Genomic DNA, 22,962 nt, shown 5'->3' on the forward strand with positions numbered 1-22,962 from the left:
TGTGACGTGATTTTTTTATTGCAAAATATAATGCAAAAGTTTTGGTAATGTCAAAATAAGCTGTACCTTTGCATCGCTTTTGAAACGAAAGTGTACGGGCGTTTAGCTCAGCTGGTTCAGAGCATCTGCCTTACAAGCAGAGGGTCGGCGGTTCGAATCCGTCAACGCCCACACGTAATCCACACTTTCGTAAATCAAAAGGGCGTTTAGCTCAGCTGGTTCAGAGCATCTGCCTTACAAGCAGAGGGTCGGCGGTTCGAATCCGTCAACGCCCACTAAATTTCAATGTTTTTAATGACGGATGGTCTTGCAAGTGATTGTGAGGCTATTTTTTTTATCCATTAATGTCCTTTTCTTAAATTCTTTTCTTCTTTATACCTTATTACTCAGAAAAAAGCCGTAATTTTGCACCTCGATAATTATCATAAATACGATGTATGGAACTTGATTTACTTACCGCAATCTCTCCGATTGACGGCCGATACAGAGGTAAGACAGATGCTTTGGCTGCCTATTTCTCTGAATTTGCACTGATAAAATACCGTGTACAGGTTGAAGTGGAATATTTCATAACCTTGTGTGAGTTGCCTTTGCCTCAGCTGAAAGGGGTGGATAAGAGTGTATTTGAGACTTTGAGAAATATTTACCGTAATTTCTCTGAAACTGACGCCGGGCGCATTAAAAAGATTGAAAGCGTGACCAATCACGATGTGAAGGCTGTGGAATATTTCCTGAAAGAAGAATTTGATAAGTTGGGCGGAATGGATGACTACAAAGAATTTATCCACTTCGGATTGACTTCACAAGATATTAATAATACCTCTATCCCTTTGTCTGTGAAAGACGCGTTGGAACAGGTTTACTATCCTCAGATAGAAGAGTTGATAGCTCAACTTCGTTCTTATGCGGAAGAATGGGCTGGTATCCCGATGCTTGCCAAAACGCACGGACAACCGGCTTCTCCTACTCGTTTGGGGAAAGAAATAATGGTGTTTGTTTATCGTCTGGAACGTCAGTTGGCTACTTTGAAAGCTTGTCCGTTGACAGCTAAATTTGGTGGAGCTACCGGCAACTATAATGCGCATCATGTAGCTTATCCGGAATATGATTGGAAAGCTTTTGGTAATAAGTTTGTTTCAGGGAAGCTTGGATTGGAACGTGAAGAATATACGACCCAGATATCCAATTATGATAATCTTTCGGCTGTTTTTGATGCAATGAAGCGTATCAATACAATAATGATAGATATGAACCGTGACTTCTGGCAATATATATCTATGGAATATTTCAAGCAGAAGATTAAGGCCGGTGAAGTGGGCTCCAGTGCAATGCCTCATAAGGTTAATCCGATTGATTTTGAAAATGCAGAAGGTAACTTAGGCATGGCAAATGCCATTTTGGAACATTTGGCTGTAAAGCTTCCCGTATCTCGTTTGCAACGTGACTTGACCGATTCTACCGTATTGCGTAATATCGGTACTCCCTTCGGTCATATTATAATCGCTATCCAAAGTTCGTTGAAGGGTTTGCGTAAACTGTTGTTGAATGAAACAGTGATTTATCGTGATTTGGATAATTGTTGGAGTGTTGTGGCTGAGGCTATTCAGACTATATTGCGCCGTGAGGCTTATCCGCATCCATACGAAGCTTTGAAAGCATTGACCCGTACTAATCAGGCTATTACGGAAGCGTCTATCAAGGAATTTATTGATGGCTTGAATGTAAGTGAAGAAATAAAGCAAGAACTGAGAGTTATCACTCCCCATACATATACGGGAATTTAAGCAGATATGAATGCCGGGTTGAGGAAATATCAACTTTTTTATCCGGTGGTTGTTTATAATAAACATATTAAAAAGGTATAAGAGAAACAAAAAAATGGCCGTGAGGCCAGTAGGTTTAATTTTATTCGAATAAAACAATGAATACAGAAAATGAAACTTGGCGTGATGCTTCTTCCTCAGAGGAGAACTCAGGTGCCGGCCGTGATGGTAACCAGTTTAATAGAGAAGGTGGCTATAGCCGTCCGTCTTATAATCGTGAAAACGGCGATCGCTCTTATCGTCCGAGGTTTAATCCTAACGCGGAAAATGGCGACCGTCCTCAGCGTCCTTATAATAGTGAACGTTCGTATGGTAATAGTGACCGTCCTTACCGCCCGCGTTATAACAGTGAAGGTGGCGACCGTCCTCAACGTCCTTCTTATGGTAATAGTGACCGTCCTTACCGCCCGCGTTATAACAGCGAAAGTGGTGACCGTCCTCAACGTCCTTCTTATGGTAATAGTGACCGTCCTTACCGTCCGCGTTATAACAGCGAAGGTGGCGACCGTCCTCAACGTCCTTCTTATGGTAATAGTGACCGTCCTTACCGTCCGCGTTATAACAGTGAAGGCAGTGACCGTCCTCAACGTCCTTCCTATGGTAATACCGGTGGTGACCGTCCTTATCGTCCGCGTTATAACAGCGAAGGTGGTGATCGTCCTTATCGCCCGCGTTTTAACTCGAATGGTGGCGGCAGGCCAAGTGGGTATGGTAACAAAGATAGTTATAGCCGGCCAATTCGCCGTACGGGTGATTACGACCCCAATGCCAAGTATAGTAAGAAAAAACAAATTGAATATAAAGAACAATTTACCGATCCGAACGAACCGATTCGTTTGAATAAATTCTTGGCAAATGCAGGCGTTTGTTCACGTCGCGAAGCTGATGAATTTATCACGGCTGGTGTGGTTTCTGTAAACGGTGAAGTTGTGACGGAGTTGGGAACTAAAATAAAACGTTCTGATGAGGTGAAGTTTCATGATCAGGTGGTCAGTATTGAACGTAAGATTTATGTTTTACTGAATAAACCGAAAGATACGGTAACTACTTCCGATGATCCTCAAGCTCGTCGTACGGTTATGGATTTGGTGAAAGGCGCTTGTGATGAACGCATTTATCCGGTGGGGCGTCTTGACCGCAATACAACAGGTGTACTGTTGCTTACAAATGATGGTGATTTGGCTTCTAAATTGACTCATCCTAAGTTCCTGAAAAAGAAAATCTATCACGTGCATCTGGATAAAAACCTTACAAAGGCTGATATGGAGCAGATTGCTGCCGGTATCCAGTTAGATGACGGTGAAATTCATGCGGATGCCATCAGTTATACTGATGATTTTAAGAAAGATGATGTAGGCATTGAAATTCATTCAGGAAAGAATCGTATCGTACGTCGTATTTTTGAATCGTTGGGATACAAGGTTGTAAAACTGGACCGGGTGTTCTTTGCCGGATTGACAAAGAAAGGATTACGTCGCGGTGAGTGGCGTTATTTGACGGAACAGGAGGTAAACTTCCTGCGTATGGGCTCTTTTGAGTAATATAAATAAGTTATTTAAAACTGTTTTTATGGAAAAGATTAGTAGAACAAAAATTGTTGACTTGTTGAAGCGCGAAGATTTTGGCGCCATGGTCAATGTGAAAGGTTGGGTTCGTACCCGCAGAGGTAGTAAACAAGTAAACTTTATCGCGCTGAATGACGGTTCTACAATAAATAATGTGCAGGTTGTGGTGGATTTGGCAAACTTCAATGAGGATATGCTGAAAGATATTACTACCGGTGCTTGTTTGAGCGTGAACGGTATGTTGACGGAATCTGTGGGCTCTGGTCAGAAAGCTGAAATACAGGCTTGTGATATTGAACTTCTGGGAACCTGTGATAATACCTATCCATTGCAGAAGAAAGGCCATTCTATGGAATTCCTTCGTGAGATAGCTCATTTGCGTCCGCGTACAAATACGTTCGGTGCAGTGTTCCGTATTCGGCACAATATGGCCATTGCCATTCATAAGTTTTTTCACGAAAAAGGATTTTTCTACTTTCATACACCTATCATCACGGCTTCTGACTGTGAGGGTGCCGGACAAATGTTTCAGGTAACTACAATGAACTTGTATGACTTGAAGAAAGACGAAAATGGTTCTATCGTTTATGATGATGACTTCTTCGGTAAGCAGGCCAGTCTTACAGTTTCCGGTCAGTTGGAAGGTGAACTCGCTGCGACTTCATTGGGGGCTATCTATACATTTGGACCTACATTCCGTGCGGAAAACTCCAATACTCCCCGCCACTTGGCTGAGTTCTGGATGGTTGAGCCGGAAGTGGCCTTTAATGATATTGTCGATAACATGGACTTGGCGGAAGAGTTTATCAAGTATTGTGTGCAGTGGGCTCTTGATAACTGTGCCGATGACGTAAAGTTCCTTAACGATATGTTCGATAAGGGGTTGATAGAACGTCTGCAAGGTGTATTGAAGGAAAGTTTTGTTCGTCTGCCCTACACGGAAGGTATCAAAATTCTGGAGGAAGCTATAGCCAAAGGGCATAAGTTTGAGTTCCCGGTATATTGGGGAGTAGACTTGGCGTCTGAGCACGAACGTTATCTGGTAGAAGAACATTTTAAACGTCCGGTTATTCTGACTGATTATCCAAAGGAAATCAAGGCTTTCTATATGAAACAGAATGAAGACGGTAAGACAGTACGTGCTATGGATGTTCTTTTCCCGAAAATCGGTGAGATTATCGGCGGTTCCGAACGTGAAGCGGACTATAACAAGCTGATGACCCGTATTGATGAACTCCATATTCCAATGAAAGATATGTGGTGGTATCTCGATACGCGTAAGTTCGGTACTTGTCCTCATTCCGGATTTGGTTTGGGTTTTGAACGTTTGCTGTTGTTTGTTACCGGAATGACAAATATCCGTGATGTGATACCTTTCCCGCGTACGCCTCGCAATGCTGATTTCTAACAATTAGGATGAATTAACGGAGTATAGATTGAAGAGTCCGCATAAACTTTAAGTTATGCGGACTTTTTTATGCTTTGAATTGTTATTTTCTCGAAATAATTCTTTATATTTGTCTCAATAGGAATGACGTGACGTTAACCAATATCATACGAATATGAAAAGAATTTATTTCTTTACCATGCTGGCAGCGATGCTGTTTGCGGTAACAAATCTCAAGGCGCAGGGTAAGTCTGCTTTTAAACCTGCCCATTTGGAAGGTATCTGGCAGTTGTGTCATTATGTATCTGAGATCCCCGATGTCCCGGGAACATTGAAGCCGAGTAATACATTTAAAGTGTTGAGTGATGACGGACGAATTGTGAATTTTACGATACGTCCCGGATCGGATGCGATCGTTACCGGATACGGTACATATCAACAAATATCGGACAACTCCTATAAAGAAAGCATCGAAAAAAACATCCATCTGCCTATGCTTGATAATAAAGATAATGTACTTGAATTTGAAATGGGTGAAGGTGGGCTGATGTATTTGAAGTACTTTATTTCCAAAGATTTGAATGGCAATGAGCTGAATACTTGGTTCCATGAGACATGGAAACGGGTCAATATGCCTTCTAAGTTTCCGGAAGATATTGTCAGATGATTTGTTTGTGACAGATTTACCCTTGCCGGTTAAGTGGTAGGGGCAGGGCAAAGCGAAGAAATTGCTCTTCTGATATGTGCGAATATAAGTCATGTCGGGAGATGCTTCTTCGCTTTGCCCTGAATAACAGTACTTATCGTCCGGCTGGCTATCTAAAAAAAAGAAGAAAACGTTTGCCAGTTATCAGAAAATCTGTACCTTTGCAAGCCGATTATTATCTCAAAAGGATAAGCATTTAATTCATAGCGAGTTAATCTTCCTTTGTCCGGGGTGAATAACTTGTGGTGAAGAAAATATTTTAGTAGTAACATTTTAAAAAACAATTAAGAGTGGATACTTTAAGTTACAAGACCATTTCTGCAAACAAGGCTACAGTGACTAAAGAATGGGTCATTGTTGACGCTACAGACCAAGTGTTAGGCCGTCTGGGCGCAAAAGTTGCGAAACTGTTGAGAGGAAAGTATAAACCAAACTTTACTCCTCACGTAGATTGTGGCGATAATGTAATCATTATCAATGCCGACAAAGTAAAATTAACCGGTAACAAATGGAATGACAAGGTATATCTGTCATATACAGGTTATCCCGGCGGTCAGAGAGAAATCACTCCTGCTCGTTTGCAGGCAAAACCGAACGGTGATGACAAGTTGCTGAGAAAAGTAGTAAAGGGTATGCTGCCTAAGAATAAACTGGGCGCTCAATTGCTGGGCAATATGTACGTTTATGCAGGTGGTGAGCACAAACATGCAGCTCAAAACCCGAAAATGATTGATATTAACGCACTTAAATAAGAGATAATGGAAGTAGTAAATGCATTAGGCAGACGTAAAAGTGCAATTGCACGTATTTTCGTAAGCGAAGGTACTGGAAAGATTACTATTAACAAGAGAGACCTCGCAGAGTACTTTCCATCAAGCATTCTTCAATATGTGGTAAAACAACCGTTGAACAAGCTGGGTGTTGCTGAAAAGTACGACATCAAAGTTAATCTCTGCGGTGGTGGTTTCACCGGTCAGTCTCAGGCATTGCGTTTGGCAATCGCTCGTGCATTGGTAAAAATCAATGCTGAAGACAAGGCTGCTCTCCGCGCTGAAGGCTTTATGACTCGTGATCCGCGTTCTGTTGAACGTAAGAAACCGGGACAGCCGAAAGCACGTCGTAGATTCCAGTTCAGTAAACGTTAAGAGTTGGAGAACGGTTGGGGCGGACAAGTTGCTTAATTCTCGACTTTCACCTCTCAACTCTCAACTGAAAAAGCGTTTAGTATCTAAACTACCGGGACTCTTCATCTGGATAGGCTACCCGGCGGTTGGTTTAGAAAAAACAAAAAAGAAAGTAAACGATTTAAAGATTAAAACAAAATGTCAAGAACAAATTTTGATACATTATTGGAAGCCGGTTGTCACTTCGGGCATTTAAAAAGAAAGTGGAACCCTTCAATGGCTCCTTATATTTTCATGGAGCGCAATGGTATTCATATCATTGACCTCAACAAGACGGTTGCTAAAATTGACGAAGCTGCTGAAGCTTTGAAGCAAATCGCTAAATCAGGAAAGAAAGTCCTGTTTGTTGCTACTAAAAAACAAGCTAAGCAGGTGGTTGCCGATAAGGCTTCATCTGTAAATATGCCTTATGTAATCGAGCGCTGGCCAGGTGGTATGTTGACTAATTTTCCGACAATCCGTAAGGCTGTAAAGAAGATGGCTACTATCGATAAGTTGACTAATGATGGTACTTATTCAAACCTTTCTAAAAGAGAAATTCTTCAGATCTCTCGTCAACGTGCAAAGTTAGACAAGACTTTGGGCTCTATTGCTGACCTGACTCGTTTGCCGTCTGCTCTGTTCGTAGTTGACGTAATGAAGGAAAATATCGCTGTTCGCGAAGCTAATCGTTTGGGTATCCCTGTATTCGGTATAGTTGATACTAACTCTGATCCTTCAAATATTGATTTCGTAATTCCGGCAAATGATGATGCAACTAAGTCAGTAGAAGTTATCCTTGATGCTTGTTGCGCTGCTATGCAGGAAGGTTTGGAAGAGCGTAAAGCTGAAAAGGTAGATATGGAAGCTGCCGGTGAGGCTCCTGCTAACAAAGGCAAGAAGAAAGCTACAAAGGCAAGACTCGACAAATCCGATGAGGAAGCAATCAATGCTGCTAAGGCTGCTGCTTTCATGAAGGAAGACGAAGAGGCTTAATTATATAGTTGAGAGTTGAGAATTGAAAGTTGAGAGTTACTTTACAGCAATTCTCAATTCTCTATTCTCAGCTCTCAATTGTTTTATAAAGATATTATTAACAATTAAAATATAAAGATATTATGGCTGTAAGTATGGCTGATATAACCAAGCTCCGTAAAATGACCGGTGCTGGTATGATGGATTGCAAGAATGCATTGAACGATGCAGAAGGCGATTTTGACAAGGCAATGGAGATTATCCGTAAGAAGGGACAGGCTGTTGCTGCTAAGCGCTCAGACCGTGAAGCTTCTGAAGGTTGTGTTTTGGCTAAAACTACTGGTGACTTTGCCGTTATCATTGCTCTGAAGTGTGAAACTGACTTCGTAGCTCAGAATGCTGATTTCATAAAATTGACTCAAGATATTCTTGATTTGGCTGTAGCCAACAAGTGTAAAACATTGGATGAGGTGAAAGCGTTGCCGATGGGTAAAGGTACTGTACAAGATGCAGTAGTAGATCGTAGCGGTATTACTGGTGAAAAAATGGAACTTGACGGTTATATGACTGTAGAAGGTGCAAGTACTGTTGTTTACAATCACATGAACAGAAACGGTCTTTGTACTATTGTTGCTTTCAACAAAGAAGTTGATGAACAATTGGCTAAACAGATAGCTATGCAGATTGCCGCCATGAACCCGATTGCAATTGATGAAGATGGAGTTTCTGAAGAAATAAAGCAGAAAGAAATCGAAGTGGCTATTGAAAAGACTAAAGCAGAGCAAGTACAGAAGGCTGTTGAGGCTGCTCTGAAGAAGGCAGGTATCAACCCAGCTCATGTAGATAGCGAAGATCATATGGAAAGCAACATGTCTAAAGGTTGGATTACTGCTGAAGATGTAGCTAAAGCAAAAGAAATCATTGCTACAGTTTCTGCTGAAAAGGCTGCGCATTTGCCTGAACAAATGATACAGAACATTGCTAACGGTCGTTTGGGCAAGTTCTTGAAGGAAGTTTGCTTGCTGAACCAAGAAGATATTATGGATGGTAAGAAGACTGTAAGGGAAGTGTTGAAGGAAGCTGATCCTGAATTGAAGGTAGTGGATTTCAAGCGTTTCACTTTGCGCGCTGAATAATTCTTTCCAATTAAATATGGAAACGGTTGCACGGAATATCCGTAGCGACCGTTTTTTTATATATATCATTTCACCTTTACTTCTCTTTCGTTTATAGATTTCTATAGATATTTTCTTCCTACTGTTGATTGATAGTTTTTTTGGGAAATAATAAAAAACTTGCAGTATTATATATATTATTGTATGTTTTTATATCAGGATATAAAAGTGATACAAAAATTACAATAATATATATAATACTGCAAGTCCCTCATCCTTTTTCGTTCGTATCTTTACAATCGGTTTTATATGAGAACGATAAATGAATGTTACCTCAGATAGAATATCGGATGATTGTTGGTGATATTTTGTCTTTATCTAATAAGTAATTCTATGAATAAAGTATTTTTATTATTGAGTTTAGTGCTGTTGTCTTTTTCTACTTTTGCGACAGGGCAAGTGAAGGCAGGACGCAGTGCGGCTTCTTCGGGCATTTCTTATGAAAAAAAGGTGCTGAATGACCGGATTTCCCGGTTGAGTGATCCAGCTTATTATCAGAGTCGTTTTTCTCAGATAGAGACTGAAGCGGACAGCGTAAAACTACTGAAAGCAGTGATGACATTGCGTGATGAAGTAGACAATGTATTGGATATACAATCGCAGCTGGTATGGTTGAATACGGATGCAGTAAAACTTGCTTTCGATGACATGAAGAAGAACCGTAATTATCTTGCGGAGAAGTATGAACCGATGTGGCAAGAACTGCAACGATTAGCCGGAAAAGGATTTAAGGGTATCTATCAGGGTGAAGCACAAGCTTTGGCAGATGCGGTTAAGGCATTGGAATTGAAACGTCAAATTTTGTTGGGTAATCCGTTGTTGGATGCAGATAAGATTGTGGCTGCTCGTTATATTTTAGGGAAGAGTGCACGTAATGCGATGGCTCCTAAGTTGGGTACCCAGAACAATAACTGGTCTAATCAGGGGTCGGCGGGGCGTAGTGGTTTCAATGCTTCGATTGTAGAATTGTCGAATTTGCGGGGAGAGGTGAATGTGCGTGAGGTTTATAAGCCAAAGCTCGATTCGCCTATTTCTGACCTGCGTCTGCATTGGGATGGTAACCGGATGATGTTTACGCAGCTCTGTAACGATCGACGTTGGAATATCTTTGAAGTTCAATTGGATGGAACAGGTTTTCATCCATTGATTGAGAATGAAGAGCCGGACTTGGAATTTTATGATGGGACTTATTTGCCTGATGGACGAATTATCGCTACCTCCAATATAGGTTATCAACGTGTACCTTGTCTGAGCGGAAGCAATCCGGTAGGAAACATGGTGATTTACGATCCTAAAGATCATAATTTACGTCGTCTGACCTTTGACCAGGATGGAAATTGGAATCCGGTGATCATGAACAATGGACGGGTAATGTATACACGGTGGGAATATACGGACTTGACACATTATTATTCTCGAATTGTGATGCACATGAATCCTGATGGAACAGAAAACAAGGCTCTTTACGGTAGTGGTTCTATGTTTCCTAATAGTACGTTCGATGTACAGCCTATACCGGGTACCGGTTCGGCTTTCGTCGGTATCATTTCGGGGCATCATGGGATAGCTCGTTCGGGTAGAATGATTGTTTTTGATCCGACTAAAGGGCGTAAGAACGTGGCGGGGATGGTGCAGGAGATACCTTATCGTAATCGTCCTATCAAGGAGGAAATCAAAGACCGTTTGGTAGATGGTGTATGGCCGCAGTTTATCAAGCCTACTGTGTTGAGTGATAAATATTTCTTGGTGGCTGCTAAATTGTCGCCGGAAGCGCTGTGGGGTATTTATTTGGTAGATATATTTGATAATGTGACTTGTGTTTTTGAAGCAGAAGGAGAAGGTTTCATTAGTCCGGCATTAGTACATAAAGTAACGGTGCCGCCTATTATTCCCGACCGAGTGAAGATGGATCAGAAAGAAGCAACCTTTTTCATTCAAGATATCTACGAAGGTGAGGGTTTGAAAGATATTCCTCGCGGTACAGTAAAGGAACTTCGTTTGCATGCTTATGAATATGCGTATGTATCGGCTAAGTCGGATCATAATTGGCATGGTATCCAGTCTGGATGGGATATCAAACGTTTATTGGGTACTGTCCCTGTTGAGAAGGATGGTTCGGCCATTTTTAAGGTACCGGCAAATACACCGTTGTCTATACAGCCTATAGATAAGGACGGTGTAGCTATTCAGTGGATGCGTAGCTGGGTAACTGCTCAGCCGGGAGAGGTGGTTTCTTGTATTGGTTGTCATGAAGACCAGAACCAGATTGCTATTCCCAAGCGAGTGATTGCTTCTCAGAAAGACCCCGATGTCATTACTCCCCCTGAAGGAGGAGTTCGTTCGTTCACTTTCGATCTGGAAATTCAACCTATTCTTGATCGGGCTTGTATTGCTTGTCATAATGGTGAAAAAGCCTTTGACTTACGAGGGGGAAAGAAAGATAAATTCGGATATGGTACATCCTATTTGAATTTCCATCCTTACATTCACCGTCAGGGTGGAGAAGGAGATATGGTTGTATTGCAACCTTATGAATATCACCCGAATACCAGTGAATTGGTTCGTATGTTGAAACGAGGACACCATAATGTGGAATTGACAGACAAGGAATGGCGCACTTTGTATAATTGGATTGACTATAATGCTCCTGATAAAGGGTACTTTGACGTGAAGTCTTTGAATAAAACTCCTTACAAAGGTTTTGATGAGTATAAGCGCCGGATAGAACTTACAGATAAATATGCGAATGGAAGTAGTGTAGACTGGAAGAAAGAATTGGCGGATTATGCATCTTACTTGAAGAGTAAGGGAGAAGTTCAGCCTGTCGTGCCTATTGAAGAACAAGAAAGAAAAGTAAAAGAACTGAAAGTTAAAGGATGGCCTTTCGACGCGGTTACTGCACAAGGTAAGCAGATTGCTGAGGGAGAACAACGTAAGGTTGTGGAAATTGCTCCTGGAATCAGTATGACGTTTGTACGCATTCCAGCCGGACAATTTGTAATGGGAAGTTATGACGGACCATCAGATACATATCCGACAGCAAAAGTGAATATTGAGAAGTCTTTCTGGATGGCTGAATTAGAAACAACCAATGAGCAATACAAGGTTTTTTATCCTGAACATGATAGCCGTTTCATTGATCAGCAATGGAAAGACCATGTAGTACAGGGATATCCGGCTAATAAACCGGAACAACCGGTTATTCGGGTCAGCTATCAGGATGCTATGAATTTTTGTAAGAAATTGAGTGAAAAGATAGGACTGCATGTGACACTTCCTACTGAAGCTCAATGGGAATGGGCATGTAGGGCTGGAAGCAATACGGATTTTTGGTATGGAGATATGCATACGGATTTTGGTAAGAAAGAGAATTTGGCAGATAAGACTACGTTATTGTTTGCTGTAGCGGGTGTGGATCCCAAGCCGATGTCGCCTACCCATGCGATGTACAAACATTATACTTTCCTTCCGAAGGAAGAAGGTGTAGATGATGGAAATCTGGTACAGGTTGGGGGTAAGCAGTATGAAGCTAATCCGTTTGGGTTGTATAATATGCATGGTAATGTAGGAGAATGGACGCGTTCTAATTATGTGCCCTATCCTTATAATGTGAAGAATGAGGAGAAAAATGCAGAATATAAAGTTGTGAGAGGAGGTTCGTTTATAGAAAGACCCAAATTCTCGACTTCTTATTCGCGTAAAGGTTTCTTGCCTTATCAGCGTATATTTAATGTAGGTTTCCGCGTGATTATTGAAGATTAGGACTACTTATTGAGAAGATAAATATGTGTTGGAACTATGACAGGAGATTATAGTTTCAACACATATTTGTTGTTATTTTAGCCGAAACAAGAAATGTATTTGTAGATATATCTATCCCACCGGTTTGGTTTGTGTAAAACCTTCTTTTTTCAGTAGTTCCAGTACTTTCTGTTTGAAGTCTCCCTGTACAATGATTTCTCCATTTTTGGCGCTTCCGCCTACACCGCATTTGTTTTTCAACAATTTACCCAACTCTTTTAAATCATCTTCTGTCCCTACAAATCCTGTTACGAGAGTTACGACTTTACCTCCACGGTTCTTACGATCTAATTGTACTCGCAGACGTTGTTGTGAAGGTTGGAGGGTTGTCTGTTCCTCGTCATCGTCCATCTCATAATTATAGTTCGGGTTGGTAGAATAAACTACATTTAACCGTTCTTTCCAATCGTTATTTTTCATATTCATTTAATTTATCGAAATCAAAAGTAACATTTTAGACTAACACTTTTGTGGAAATTATGTTAACTTTCTTATGTCTCATCCTTTTTTATAAGAAAAAAACGTATTTTTGTCAGTCCGTAACCTAAATAGATGAAGAAAATGACAGCGAACCAAGCAATTCAACATAAGGAAAGCATGAAAGTGCCGGAGCCTACTTTGCGCAGGTTGCCATGGTATTTGTCTAATGTTAAGTTGCTGAAACAAAAGGGTGAACGTTTCGTTTCCTCTACCCAGATTTCTAAAGAGATCAATATAGATGCTTCTCAGATAGCCAAAGATTTGTCGTATGTCAATATCTCAGGCCGTACACGTGTGGGGTATGAAGTGGATACATTGATTGCTGTATTGGAGGATTTTCTCGGGTTTACCAACATACACAAAGCTTTTCTCTTCGGAGTAGGAAGCTTGGGAGGGGCATTGTTGCGTGACTCCGGGTTGAGCCATTTCGGTTTGGAGATTGTGGCGGCGTTCGATGTAAATCCCGATTTAGTAGGTACTACATTGAACGGTATACCTATCTTCCATTCCAATGAATTTGAGAAGAAGATGCGTGAATACGACGTCAATATCGGTGTTTTGACAGTACCTATCGAGATTGCACAGAAAATTACGGACACAATGGTGGCCGGTGGTATTAAAGCTGTCTGGAACTTTACTCCATTCCGTATCCGTGTGCCGGAAAATATTGTAGTACAGAATACTTCTCTATACGCTCATTTGGCGGTAATGTTTAATCGTTTGAACTTTAACGAAATCAAGTAATGAAGATTATTGCTGTAGGGATGAATTATGCCCAACATAATAAAGAATTGGGGCATACTCAAGTAAATAAAGAGCCTGTTATTTTTATGAAGCCCGATTCGGCTATCCTAAAAGATGGTAAGCCTTTTTTTATTCCCGATTTTTCCAATGAGGTTCATTATGAGACAGAGGTAGTAGTACGCATCTGTCGTTTGGGTAAGAATATCGCTCCTCGTTTTGCGTATCGATATTATGATGCCGTTACGGTAGGTATTGATTTTACGGCAAGGGATTTACAGCGTCAGTTCCGAGAATCTGGGAACCCATGGGAACTTTGTAAAAGTTTTGATAATTCAGCGGCTCTTGGTAAGTTTATTCCATTGGAACAAGTTGGTGGAGACTTGCAGCGGTTGGATTTTCATTTGGATATTGATGGGAAAAAGGTTCAATATGGAAATACTGCAGACATGCTTTTCAAGGTGGATGATATCATCGCTTACGTCAGCCGTTTTATGACATTGAAAATAGGGGATTTATTATTTACCGGAACTCCAGTAGGAGTAGGGCCTGTCAGTGTAGGCCAACATTTGCAGGGATATATCGGAGAAGAAAAATTGCTCGATTTTTATATCCGCTGAGATTTTATGGGGTGATTAACTATTTACATCTATTTAGAAGATATGAAAATACGTGTAGGCTTTGGTTTTGATGTGCATCGGCTGGTGGAAGACCGGGAATTGTGGTTGGGTGGTATTCATCTGGAACATGATAAGGGATTATTGGGACATTCAGATGCCGATGTATTGATACATGCTATTTGTGATGCTCTGCTTGGTGCGGCTAATATGCGTGATATAGGTTATCATTTTCCCGATACTGCAGGTGAGTTTAAGAATATCGACAGCAAAATTCTACTGAAAAAGACCGTGAAGTTAATTCAAACAAAAGGTTATTCTGTCGGTAATGTTGACGCTACCATCTGTGTCGAACGTCCTAAGTTAAAAGCCCATATTCCCGATATGCAGCATACATTGTCTGTTGTTATGGGAATTGATGCGGATGATATCTCTATTAAAGCGACTACTACGGAAAAGTTGGGCTTTACGGGAAGGGAAGAAGGTATTTCTGCGTATGCCACTGTACTGATTCAAAAAGAATAATAAATCGATCAATAATCAATCTTTAAAACCGAAATGAAAAAAATCTCTTTAACCCTTTGTCTGATATTCCTTTCTGTCTTGTTCTGTCGGGCACAAGTTCTCCCTTTAAAGTTTAATAAGAACGGGGAATTTAAAATCGTTCAGTTTACGGATGTACACTTCAAATATGGTAATCCGGCCTCGGATATTGCCTTGAAACGTATCAATGAAGTACTTGATGCCGAACATCCCGATTTGGTCGTTTTTACCGGCGATGTGATTTATGCCGCACCTGCCGATAAGGGAATGCGTTCGGTGCTTACCTGTGTTTCCGATCGTAAGATACCTTTTGTGGTAACTTTTGGTAATCATGATGACGAGCAGGGTATGACGCGTGCCGAACTTTATGATATCATTCGTTCCATACCGTTTAATATTCAGCCTGATCGTGGAACAACAATATCTCCTGACTATCTGTTTGCCGTGAGGTCATCCGACGGTACAAAAGACGCTGCTTTGCTTTATTGTCTGGACTCTCACTCTTATTCCAAACAACCTGATGTGAAGGGATATGATTGGCTGACCTTCGACCAGATAAACTGGTATCGTAATCATAGTGCTGCTTATACGGCAAAGAACGGTGGAAAACCTCTGCCTGCTTTGGCATTTTTCCATATCCCCTTACCCGAATATAATCGGGCCGCTTCCGACGAAAACGCTACCCTGATAGGTACACGTATGGAGAAAGCCTGTGCTCCGGCATTGAACACCGGTATGTTTACTGCCATGAAAGAATCCGGTGATGTTATGGCTACTTTTGTCGGGCATGATCATGATAATGATTATTCTGTCATGTGGCATGGTATACTTCTTGCATACGGACGTTATACAGGTGGTAATACAGTGTATAATCATCTGTCCAATGGTGCCCGTGTTATCCTGATGAAAGAAGGTGCCCGCACATTTCAGACATGGATTCGTTTGAAAGGTGGCGAGATTAAAGATAAAACTGTATATCCGGATACTTACATAAAAGACGATTGGCGTAAACGTCCTTTGGTTACCGAATAAAACTTTTTACTTCTGTCTTAAGAAAGAAGGCTACATCAATGTACAAATATGGTTTCTTGTCATAAAGCCTTATTTGTACATTGATACTGTTGGTCTCTTAATGTTACTGCGGTTAGAACTTAACATAATTCAAGCGAGTGTACTTGATGTTTCCTACTACATACGTGCGTGCAATTCGCGCAGAAGTTATATGTATCGTATCTCCCGCTTGATAGGCATGCTCGACGGCAGGTAGCTGGCACGACTTTTGACTGGCTGTATGTGCATTTATCCGTAAAGTGACGATATTCCCGGAAACATCTTTCAATTTCAATATTTGTCGTACGTAGAAATAGGGAATTGTTCCCTTGACTTGTGTTTTATATGGATCGTCCTCTAGCCGTACGCTAAGAACAGTCAGGGTCAAATTTTCCACTTTTTCTCCCTCCTTGCCCAGGAAACGACTGGAAACAGGTTTTTGGGTTTGCCGTTGTAGAATGTCGAGATACACTGAATAATATATTTTAGCGATTTCTGCAAAACGTTCCTGTTTGGGAATTCGTGGAGTAAACTTGAAGGCTATCCATGATAGGTAGGACGGGTCAATCTGCATAATCTCATGGAGGTAGTGTCCATGATATTTCCCAAAAGAGATTATATCATCTCCTTTGTTTTGCATTCGTTTGGCATTATACTCTACTAACAATAGTGGACGTGAAGAATAGTAACATAGACTGCTTGCCATTCGCAATGTTTCGTGTATATCTACACTGAGGTCGAAGATATAGAATATGGATTGCCGTCCGTGTAAAGGAAAATAAATCCAAAGTGAGTATTTGGGCCGTTCAGGTCGGGGTAATACCACAAGATAGGCACCCGCCTCTTTGAAAGAGGCCTTTTTAAGGTTGTATTCATTTAACTTTTGATACAACAACTCTTGCTCGACAATGGATATACCTGGAAGAATCGGATTTGCCATACCTCGGTTTATATATACCAAATATAGGAAATCTGTTCCAATCCACCAAGTTTACGTGGCACTTTCTGCTGCCTGTTTTTATTTGGGGGTATTTTCCCAGTATGTACAAATGCCAATATGATTTTGACAGATTGAATATATTTAAAAAATCAAAATCTCATCATCAACTCTACCACCACTTTGTCTCTTTCAGACTCCTTGGCAATGCTGTTTTTAGCATAAAAATATTTCTCATAATTCAATCGTAAGTCAGTACAGAATGCTTTACTGAGACTGAATGTAATTCCGCCTGTCAACCGTTGACGTTTATAATCTGTGACGATTAATGCGCCGGTTTCTTTATCGGTGGTTTTTGCATCACTTTGATCTGTCATCATATCATAACGAAGCAAGAAAGACATTTTATTGAACACCTTCTTCAACGGCAAATCGTAATTGATAAAAGTATTTACTGCCTGTACATCTCTGAATGCATTATCGGAATATTGTTTATAAAGATACTCGCCTTCAACGTGGAAATGACCGAACTCATAGTAAGCTCCGATGTCGTAGGATTGTACACGTACCTCTTGCGGTTGAATACTCTGTACACTCATGGTAAGGTTCAACCCTTTAACGGGAAAAAATTGCGCTTTGGCGGAATAGTTCACTTCCTTATGCCATTCCTTTTGATTGGTTAGTCCCGAACCGTTATAAAGTCCACCTTCTACGGTGATAGGTATATCGGTAGGAAAAGTATATCCTAAAGTAACTCCCACATCGCGTACATTACCCACTTGCTTGGCAATAAATGAACGGTTGGCAAAATATTGTTGATGCGGGGAGCGATGAGCATCGATAGTAAAAGGTACGCGCATCTGTCCAGCGGTAACTGTCATACCTTTGACAGGGAATAATCTTGTGTATGCATCCAGCATTTTGATATTCCCTTCGTCCGAAAGGTCAATCTCGGCTTTGTAGGCTACAATCGGCAGTACATTTCCTGTTACGCTGATACGGGCGTTGCGCACTTCGAAGCGTCCGGCCTTCATGGTAGTTTGGTATTCGTACTTGGAACGGATTGTTCCGTGTATTTCCGGCCAGTAATCTTTATTTTCCAATTTCCCTTTTTCGATTTTCTTTCCATCCTCGTTGTTGTAGGAACTTTGGGCTTCCGCAGCGAGTGGCAGCAGAGCGATGAGCAGTATCCATGTGCTTTTTCTCATAATTTGTTGTTGTCGGTAAATTTAGGACGCAAAGGTCGGAAGCAGGTATTAGAATTTTATGTCATATATGTTTCATTTTTGTTACACATGTTGTAGAATTCCTTTCAAGACTTATAATATACATTTCTTTTATATTAAAACGATATTCTTTTTTCGTATTTTTGCATCTGTATAAAAAAGAATGCTGATGAAACATAAAATACTCTTTTTATTTCTTCTCCTGTTCTCTATGTTTCTGGCAAATGCCGGAAATTTCCGTAATTTGAGTCTGCAACACGGGGTTATTGTAACTTTTCTTGAATATATATTAAGTAATAAAGTATCATGAGGAATATTTTTGGATTGTTTATATGTATAAGTTTACTGTGGAGTTGTACATCGGTACGAGATGACACGCCGATCTTAAAATTCGGCATATTTGCCGATACGCAATATGCGGATTGTCCTTCAGAGAATATGCGGTTTTATAGAGAGGCGTTACAGAAGCTTGATACTTGTATAAATTGTTTCAATAAAGAAAATGTACAGTTCACTATCAATTTGGGCGATATAATTGATAGAAAGAATAATGATTTGAATATAATAAAATCTTATCTTTGTCGCTTGAATAATGAGGTTTATCACATTACGGGGAATCACGACTATAAAGAAGTAACTGATAATTCCGTGCTTTATCGGCAATTGGACATGCCTTCTGAATATTATTGGTTTAAGAAAGGAAACTGGGTTTTCATTATGCTGAATACCAATGAAGTTGCTGCTTACGCTAATGTGAATGGAACAGAGAAAGAACAAGAGTTGACCGAAATGCTGGATAAGATAAAACAGACAGGAGGAAAACAAGGTTATAGGTGGAACGGAGGTGCCAGCCGTAAACAGATGGAATGGCTGGATCACCTGCTGGCAGAGTGTGAAGGGAATAAGAATAACGTGCTGCTGTTTTCACATCATCCTTTTTATCCGTTCAGTGAATTTACGGCTTTGAACAATGTGGAAATACTGGAAACCATATCCCGTTATTCATGCGTAAAGGCCGTTATCTCGGGACATCATCATGCCGGAGCATTTGGTTACTATAAGGGTATTCCTATGATTACGCAGGAAGGAATGGTTGAAACGGAGAATCAGAATGCCTATTCCATTGTAGAGATAACCCGGGATTCTATTCTGGTGAGAGGTTACGGAAGAGTTCCATCCCGTTCGTTTAAATATTCTAATAACCAATAGTATAGATTTTTATGAGAAACAGATTTTTGGACATTCCCGCAAGCTTAGTGAGTTGCCTGCTCTGTGTGGCAACTACGATGGGTATCTCTCAGAAGGTATCGGCGGAAAACAGTGAATTGCCCTACTGGAAGGACATTCAGACCACTTCAGTAAATACTGAATATCCTCGTACTTCTTTTATGACCTATGCAGACCGTTCTCAGGCAATGACTGGGCGGTTTGAGAACAGCCCGTACTACCAATTATTGAACGGAACCTGGAAATTCTATTTTGTAGATGGTTACAAAGACCTTCCTGCGAACATTACCGATCCTTCGGTAAGTACTTCTGGCTGGCACGACATTAAAGTACCGGGAAACTGGGAAGTACAAGGGTTTGGAACTGCCATTTATACCAACCATGGCTATGAGTTTATGCCTTATAAGCCACAACCTCCTTTATTGCCGGAACAAACTCCGGTAGGTGTTTACCGCAGAAACTTTACTGTGCCTGCTGATTGGGACGGACGTGATGTTTATTTGCATATTGCCGGAGCTAAATCCGGTTGCTACGTATATGTCAATGGGAAAGAGGTAGGCTATAACGAGGATTCCAAAAATCCGGCAGAGTACTTAATCAACCCATATCTGCAACCGGGTGAGAACGTGCTTACTCTGAAGATTTTCCGCTGGAGTACCGGTTCCTATCTGGAGTGCCAGGACTTCTGGCGCATGAGTGGTATCGAGCGTGATGTATTTCTTTATTCTCAACCCAAAGCATCTATAAACGACTTTCGGGTAACTTCTACTTTGGATGACAGCTACAAGAATGGTATTTTCCGTTTGGCTATTGACCTGAAGAACCACAAGAATAATAATGCGGAGCTGACTGTTGGCTATGAGCTGATTGACCGTTCGGGTAAAGTTGTTGCTACGGCAGAAAAGAATGTTGCCGTTCAATCGGGTAAAAAGGAAACGGTGAACTTTGACCAGCAGTTGCCGGATGTACAGACCTGGACTTCAGAAGCTCCCAATCTCTACAAACTGGTGATGACTGTCAGAGAAGATGGAAAAGTTAATGAAGTAGTGCCTTATAATGTAGGTTTCCGTCGGATAGAGATTAAGGAAATAGACCAAAAATCGGCAAATGGAAAGAACTATGTTGTCCTTTTGATTAACGGGCAACCGTTGAAGCTGAAAGGGGTTAATATCCATGAGCACAATCCGGAAACGGGACATTATATGACCGAAGACTTGATGCGTAAAGACTTTGAATTGATGAAACGTGCCAATATCAATACGGTCCGTTTGTGTCACTATCCGCAAGACCGTCGTTTTTACGAGCTTTGCGATGAATACGGTTTGTATGTTTATGATGAGGCTAATATTGAAAGTCATGGTATGTACTATGATTTGCGTAAGGGTGGTTCGTTGGGCAACAATCCCGAATGGCTGAAACCCCATATATATCGCACCACTAATATGTTTGAACGTAATAAGAACTATCCTTCCGTTACTTTTTGGTCGTTGGGCAATGAAGCCGGAAACGGTTATAACTTCTACCAGACTTATTTATGGGTGAAAAATGCGGATAAGGACATTATGAACCGTCCGGTAAATTACGAGCGTGCGCAATGGGAGTGGAACTCCGATATGTATGTTCCGCAATATCCGTCGGCCGGCTGGTTGGAAAGCATTGGTAAGAAGGGTAGCGACCGTCCGGTGGTTCCGTCTGAATATGCACATGCTATGGGTAATTCCACCGGTAGCCTTTGGGATCAGTGGAAAGCAATTTACAAATATCCCAACCTGCAAGGCGGATATATCTGGGATTGGGTAGATCAGGGTATTGCAGTGAAAGATGAAAACGGTCGTCCTTATTGGGCTTATGGAGGGGACTTCGGAAAAAATATGCCGAGCGACGGTAACTTCCTTTGCAATGGGGTTGTTGGTCCCGACCGTACCCCGCATCCAGGTTACAACGAAGTGAAATATGCGCATCAGAACATTGCTTTTGAAGCTGACGATCTGATGAATGGTAAGTTTACCGTTAAGAACCGTTTCTATTTTACGAACCTGAAGAAATATCAGATACATTACGAGGTGAAAGAGAATGCCAAAACTATCCGTGGCGGTAAAATCTCTTTGGATATCGAGCCACAGGGAAGTAAAACACTGAATGTAAATGTCAGTGGATTGAAGCCCAAAGTTGGGACCGAGTATTTTGTTGAATTCAGGGTGACGACTACCGAGCCGGAAGCGCTTATACCTGTAGGCTATGAGATTGCGAAAGAGCAGTTCCGTCTGCCCATAGAACCTTTGGCACGTACCTACAAAGTTGAGGGTGCCGCTTTGAATTGCAGCGATAAAGATAATCTTTTGGAAGTTAACTCCTCCAAAGTACAATTTGTGTTTAATAAGGCTACCGGGATGGTTACTTCTTATAAAGTGAACGGCACGGAGTACTTCAAGGATGGTTTTGGTCTTCAGCCTAATTTTTGGCGTGCACCGACTGATAACGATTATGGTAATCAGGCACCCAAGCGCTTGCAAATCTGGAAAGAGTCGAGTAAAGACTTCAAGGTGGCGGAAGCTGATGTCAGAAAGGATGATAAAGATGCCGTGCTGACAGTTAAGTACGCTTTGCCTGCCGGCAATCACTACATCGTGACTTATCGCATCCATCCTTCCGGAGTAGTGAAAGCTGATTATACGTTTACTCCTACCGGTCTTGAAGCTGCTAAAACAGAAGCTTCGGAAGCAGCGGTAACCGCTACTTACACTCCGGGCAATGAAGACATGCATAAGACATCTTCTGACTTGGTTGTCCCCCGTATCGGTATCCGTTTCCGCCTGCCGGCAGAAATGAACCAGGTTACTTACTTCGGACGTGGTCCTGAGGAGAATTATATTGACCGCAATTCCGGTGTCACTGTAGATCTTTACAAGAATACGGCAGATCAGATGTATTTCCCGTATGTACGTCCGCAGGAAAACGGCCATCATACCGATACCCGCTGGTTGTCTGTAGGTAAGAAGAGCGGTAAGGGGCTTACTATTTATGCCGATAACACGGTAGGGTTCAATGCCTTGCGCAATTCTGTTGAAGACTTCGACAGTGAGAATGCCGTAAACAGAGATTACCAGTGGAACAACCGCAATGCGGAAGAACTGAAACATGATATCTCGACCGCTAAAAACATCAAGCCACGCCAAACGCATATCAATGATATCACTCCCAGGGATTTCGTCGAAGTCTGTGTTGATATGAAGCAGATGGGGCTCGGTGGATATGACAGTTGGGGGGCAAAACCCGATCCTCAATATTTGATTCCTGCCAACCGGGAATATAAATGGGGATTTACGATAGTGCCGATGTAATCAGCCGGCTGGTTTAGATACGCAGAAGGCGTGTCGAAATAGAATAATAAAAGTATTTCTATTTCGGCACGCTTTCTTTTTTATCCGATGTCTAATGGCGGTAGTCCCTTGCATTTCTTTTGTTGACCCTGTTGATTTCTTTGGTTAACTCTTTAGGTTCGTTGTGTTAATGTCCTATATTTATGATCGATCCACAATAGTGGAT

Annotated in this window: 18 protein-coding genes and 2 tRNA genes; 17 read left to right on the forward strand and 3 right to left on the reverse strand. The window is 41.3% G+C overall.

Annotated features, from left to right (window positions below; translation table 11 throughout):
* The first annotated feature begins 96 nt into the window (after window positions 1–96).
* The 11 genes from C1A09_RS09855 (at window position 97) to C1A09_RS09910 (ending at window position 12,556) form a co-directional block, all read left to right on the forward strand.
* Window positions 97–171: transfer RNA gene (locus C1A09_RS09855), tRNA-Val, on the forward strand.
* Between the two features lie 29 nt (window positions 172–200).
* Window positions 201–275: transfer RNA gene (locus C1A09_RS09860), tRNA-Val, on the forward strand.
* Between the two features lie 162 nt (window positions 276–437).
* Complete coding sequence (gene purB, locus C1A09_RS09865) at window positions 438–1,784, forward strand: adenylosuccinate lyase (protein ID WP_101543556.1); 1,347 nt, start codon at window positions 438–440, stop codon at window positions 1,782–1,784.
* A gap of 137 nt (window positions 1,785–1,921) precedes the next feature.
* Window positions 1,922–3,364 carry a pseudouridine synthase gene (locus tag C1A09_RS09870; RefSeq protein WP_101543558.1) on the forward strand — a complete coding sequence of 481 codons (1,443 nt, stop codon included), beginning with the start codon at window positions 1,922–1,924 and terminating at the stop codon, window positions 3,362–3,364.
* Window positions 3,365–3,392: 28 nt separating this feature from the next.
* Entirely contained in the window at window positions 3,393–4,796 is a 1,404-nt protein-coding gene (asnS, locus tag C1A09_RS09875) for an asparagine--tRNA ligase (RefSeq protein ID WP_101543560.1), read from the forward strand.
* Between the two features lie 154 nt (window positions 4,797–4,950).
* A complete protein-coding gene (locus tag C1A09_RS09880; RefSeq protein WP_101543561.1) occupies window positions 4,951–5,442 on the forward strand; it encodes a DUF4488 domain-containing protein in 492 nt (163 codons plus the stop codon).
* Window positions 5,443–5,771: 329 nt separating this feature from the next.
* A complete protein-coding gene (rplM, locus tag C1A09_RS09890) occupies window positions 5,772–6,233 on the forward strand; it encodes a 50S ribosomal protein L13 (protein ID WP_101543563.1) in 462 nt (153 codons plus the stop codon).
* A 6-nt stretch (window positions 6,234–6,239) separates the two neighbouring features.
* Window positions 6,240–6,626 (forward strand): 30S ribosomal protein S9, encoded by a 387-nt coding sequence (rpsI, locus tag C1A09_RS09895; RefSeq protein ID WP_004288304.1) that lies wholly within the window; start codon window positions 6,240–6,242, stop codon window positions 6,624–6,626.
* A 177-nt stretch (window positions 6,627–6,803) separates the two neighbouring features.
* Window positions 6,804–7,640: a 30S ribosomal protein S2 gene (gene rpsB, locus C1A09_RS09900; protein WP_101543565.1), complete on the forward strand. Its 837-nt coding sequence runs from the start codon at window positions 6,804–6,806 to the stop codon at window positions 7,638–7,640.
* Between the two features lie 122 nt (window positions 7,641–7,762).
* Window positions 7,763–8,755 (forward strand): translation elongation factor Ts, encoded by a 993-nt coding sequence (tsf, locus tag C1A09_RS09905; RefSeq protein ID WP_101543567.1) that lies wholly within the window; start codon window positions 7,763–7,765, stop codon window positions 8,753–8,755.
* A 372-nt stretch (window positions 8,756–9,127) separates the two neighbouring features.
* Window positions 9,128–12,556 (forward strand): SUMF1/EgtB/PvdO family nonheme iron enzyme, encoded by a 3,429-nt coding sequence (locus C1A09_RS09910; protein ID WP_101543569.1) that lies wholly within the window; start codon window positions 9,128–9,130, stop codon window positions 12,554–12,556.
* 111 nt (window positions 12,557–12,667) lie between these two features.
* Here C1A09_RS09910 and C1A09_RS09915 read toward each other — a convergent pair whose 3' ends face one another.
* Window positions 12,668–13,015: a translation initiation factor gene (locus tag C1A09_RS09915; RefSeq protein ID WP_101544205.1), complete on the reverse strand. Its 348-nt coding sequence runs from the start codon at window positions 13,013–13,015 to the stop codon at window positions 12,668–12,670.
* A gap of 141 nt (window positions 13,016–13,156) precedes the next feature.
* Here C1A09_RS09915 and C1A09_RS09920 point away from each other — a divergent pair, with 141 nt between their 5' ends.
* From C1A09_RS09920 to C1A09_RS09935, 4 genes are read left to right on the forward strand one after another with little or no spacing between them, the layout of a single operon-like run.
* Window positions 13,157–13,819 (forward strand): redox-sensing transcriptional repressor Rex, encoded by a 663-nt coding sequence (locus C1A09_RS09920; protein WP_180949206.1) that lies wholly within the window; start codon window positions 13,157–13,159, stop codon window positions 13,817–13,819.
* On the forward strand, window positions 13,819–14,436 hold the full coding sequence (locus tag C1A09_RS09925; RefSeq protein ID WP_101543573.1) for a fumarylacetoacetate hydrolase family protein: 618 nt from the start codon (window positions 13,819–13,821) through the stop codon (window positions 14,434–14,436). Before C1A09_RS09920 ends, C1A09_RS09925 begins: the two co-directional genes overlap by 1 nt.
* A gap of 42 nt (window positions 14,437–14,478) precedes the next feature.
* Window positions 14,479–14,958 carry a 2-C-methyl-D-erythritol 2,4-cyclodiphosphate synthase gene (gene ispF, locus C1A09_RS09930; protein WP_101543575.1) on the forward strand — a complete coding sequence of 160 codons (480 nt, stop codon included), beginning with the start codon at window positions 14,479–14,481 and terminating at the stop codon, window positions 14,956–14,958.
* Window positions 14,959–14,991: 33 nt separating this feature from the next.
* On the forward strand, window positions 14,992–16,008 hold the full coding sequence (locus tag C1A09_RS09935) for a metallophosphoesterase family protein (protein WP_101543577.1): 1,017 nt from the start codon (window positions 14,992–14,994) through the stop codon (window positions 16,006–16,008).
* Between the two features lie 112 nt (window positions 16,009–16,120).
* Here C1A09_RS09935 and C1A09_RS09940 read toward each other — a convergent pair whose 3' ends face one another.
* Both C1A09_RS09940 and C1A09_RS09945 read right to left on the reverse strand, forming a co-directional pair.
* The gene (locus C1A09_RS09940) at window positions 16,121–16,966 is read right to left on the reverse strand and encodes an exodeoxyribonuclease X C-terminal domain-containing protein (RefSeq protein ID WP_101543579.1); all 846 of its coding nucleotides are present in this window, start codon (window positions 16,964–16,966) and stop codon (window positions 16,121–16,123) included.
* 149 nt (window positions 16,967–17,115) lie between these two features.
* Window positions 17,116–18,171: a porin gene (locus C1A09_RS09945; protein ID WP_101543581.1), complete on the reverse strand. Its 1,056-nt coding sequence runs from the start codon at window positions 18,169–18,171 to the stop codon at window positions 17,116–17,118.
* A 324-nt stretch (window positions 18,172–18,495) separates the two neighbouring features.
* Between C1A09_RS09945 and C1A09_RS09950 the strand changes: the two genes are divergently transcribed.
* Complete coding sequence (locus tag C1A09_RS09950) at window positions 18,496–19,398, forward strand: metallophosphoesterase (RefSeq protein ID WP_101543583.1); 903 nt, start codon at window positions 18,496–18,498, stop codon at window positions 19,396–19,398.
* Between the two features lie 11 nt (window positions 19,399–19,409).
* Window positions 19,410–22,757, forward strand: coding sequence for a glycoside hydrolase family 2 TIM barrel-domain containing protein (locus C1A09_RS09955; protein WP_180949207.1), 3,348 nt, complete (start codon window positions 19,410–19,412; stop codon window positions 22,755–22,757).
* Window positions 22,758–22,962: the final 205 nt, after the last annotated feature.

The sequence above is a fragment of the Bacteroides cutis genome, assembly GCF_900241005.1.
Classification (GTDB): Bacteria; Bacteroidota; Bacteroidia; order Bacteroidales; family Bacteroidaceae; genus Bacteroides; species Bacteroides cutis.

Coding starts and splice junctions, on each gene's coding strand:
- C1A09_RS09955 (WP_180949207.1), top strand. CDS start 19,410: ATGAGAAACAGATTTTTGGACATTCCCGCAAGCTTAGTGAGTTGCCTG.
- purB (WP_101543556.1), top strand. CDS start 438: ATGGAACTTGATTTACTTACCGCAATCTCTCCGATTGACGGCCGATAC.
- C1A09_RS09925 (WP_101543573.1), top strand. CDS start 13,819: ATGAAGATTATTGCTGTAGGGATGAATTATGCCCAACATAATAAAGAA.
- rpsB (WP_101543565.1), top strand. CDS start 6,804: ATGTCAAGAACAAATTTTGATACATTATTGGAAGCCGGTTGTCACTTC.
- ispF (WP_101543575.1), top strand. CDS start 14,479: ATGAAAATACGTGTAGGCTTTGGTTTTGATGTGCATCGGCTGGTGGAA.
- asnS (WP_101543560.1), top strand. CDS start 3,393: ATGGAAAAGATTAGTAGAACAAAAATTGTTGACTTGTTGAAGCGCGAA.
- C1A09_RS09910 (WP_101543569.1), top strand. CDS start 9,128: ATGAATAAAGTATTTTTATTATTGAGTTTAGTGCTGTTGTCTTTTTCT.
- C1A09_RS09870 (WP_101543558.1), top strand. CDS start 1,922: ATGAATACAGAAAATGAAACTTGGCGTGATGCTTCTTCCTCAGAGGAG.
- C1A09_RS09920 (WP_180949206.1), top strand. CDS start 13,157: ATGACAGCGAACCAAGCAATTCAACATAAGGAAAGCATGAAAGTGCCG.
- rpsI (WP_004288304.1), top strand. CDS start 6,240: ATGGAAGTAGTAAATGCATTAGGCAGACGTAAAAGTGCAATTGCACGT.
- C1A09_RS09915 (WP_101544205.1), bottom strand. CDS start 13,015: ATGAAAAATAACGATTGGAAAGAACGGTTAAATGTAGTTTATTCTACC.
- C1A09_RS09945 (WP_101543581.1), bottom strand. CDS start 18,171: ATGAGAAAAAGCACATGGATACTGCTCATCGCTCTGCTGCCACTCGCT.
- C1A09_RS09880 (WP_101543561.1), top strand. CDS start 4,951: ATGAAAAGAATTTATTTCTTTACCATGCTGGCAGCGATGCTGTTTGCG.
- C1A09_RS09950 (WP_101543583.1), top strand. CDS start 18,496: ATGAGGAATATTTTTGGATTGTTTATATGTATAAGTTTACTGTGGAGT.
- C1A09_RS09935 (WP_101543577.1), top strand. CDS start 14,992: ATGAAAAAAATCTCTTTAACCCTTTGTCTGATATTCCTTTCTGTCTTG.
- tsf (WP_101543567.1), top strand. CDS start 7,763: ATGGCTGTAAGTATGGCTGATATAACCAAGCTCCGTAAAATGACCGGT.
- C1A09_RS09940 (WP_101543579.1), bottom strand. CDS start 16,966: ATGGCAAATCCGATTCTTCCAGGTATATCCATTGTCGAGCAAGAGTTG.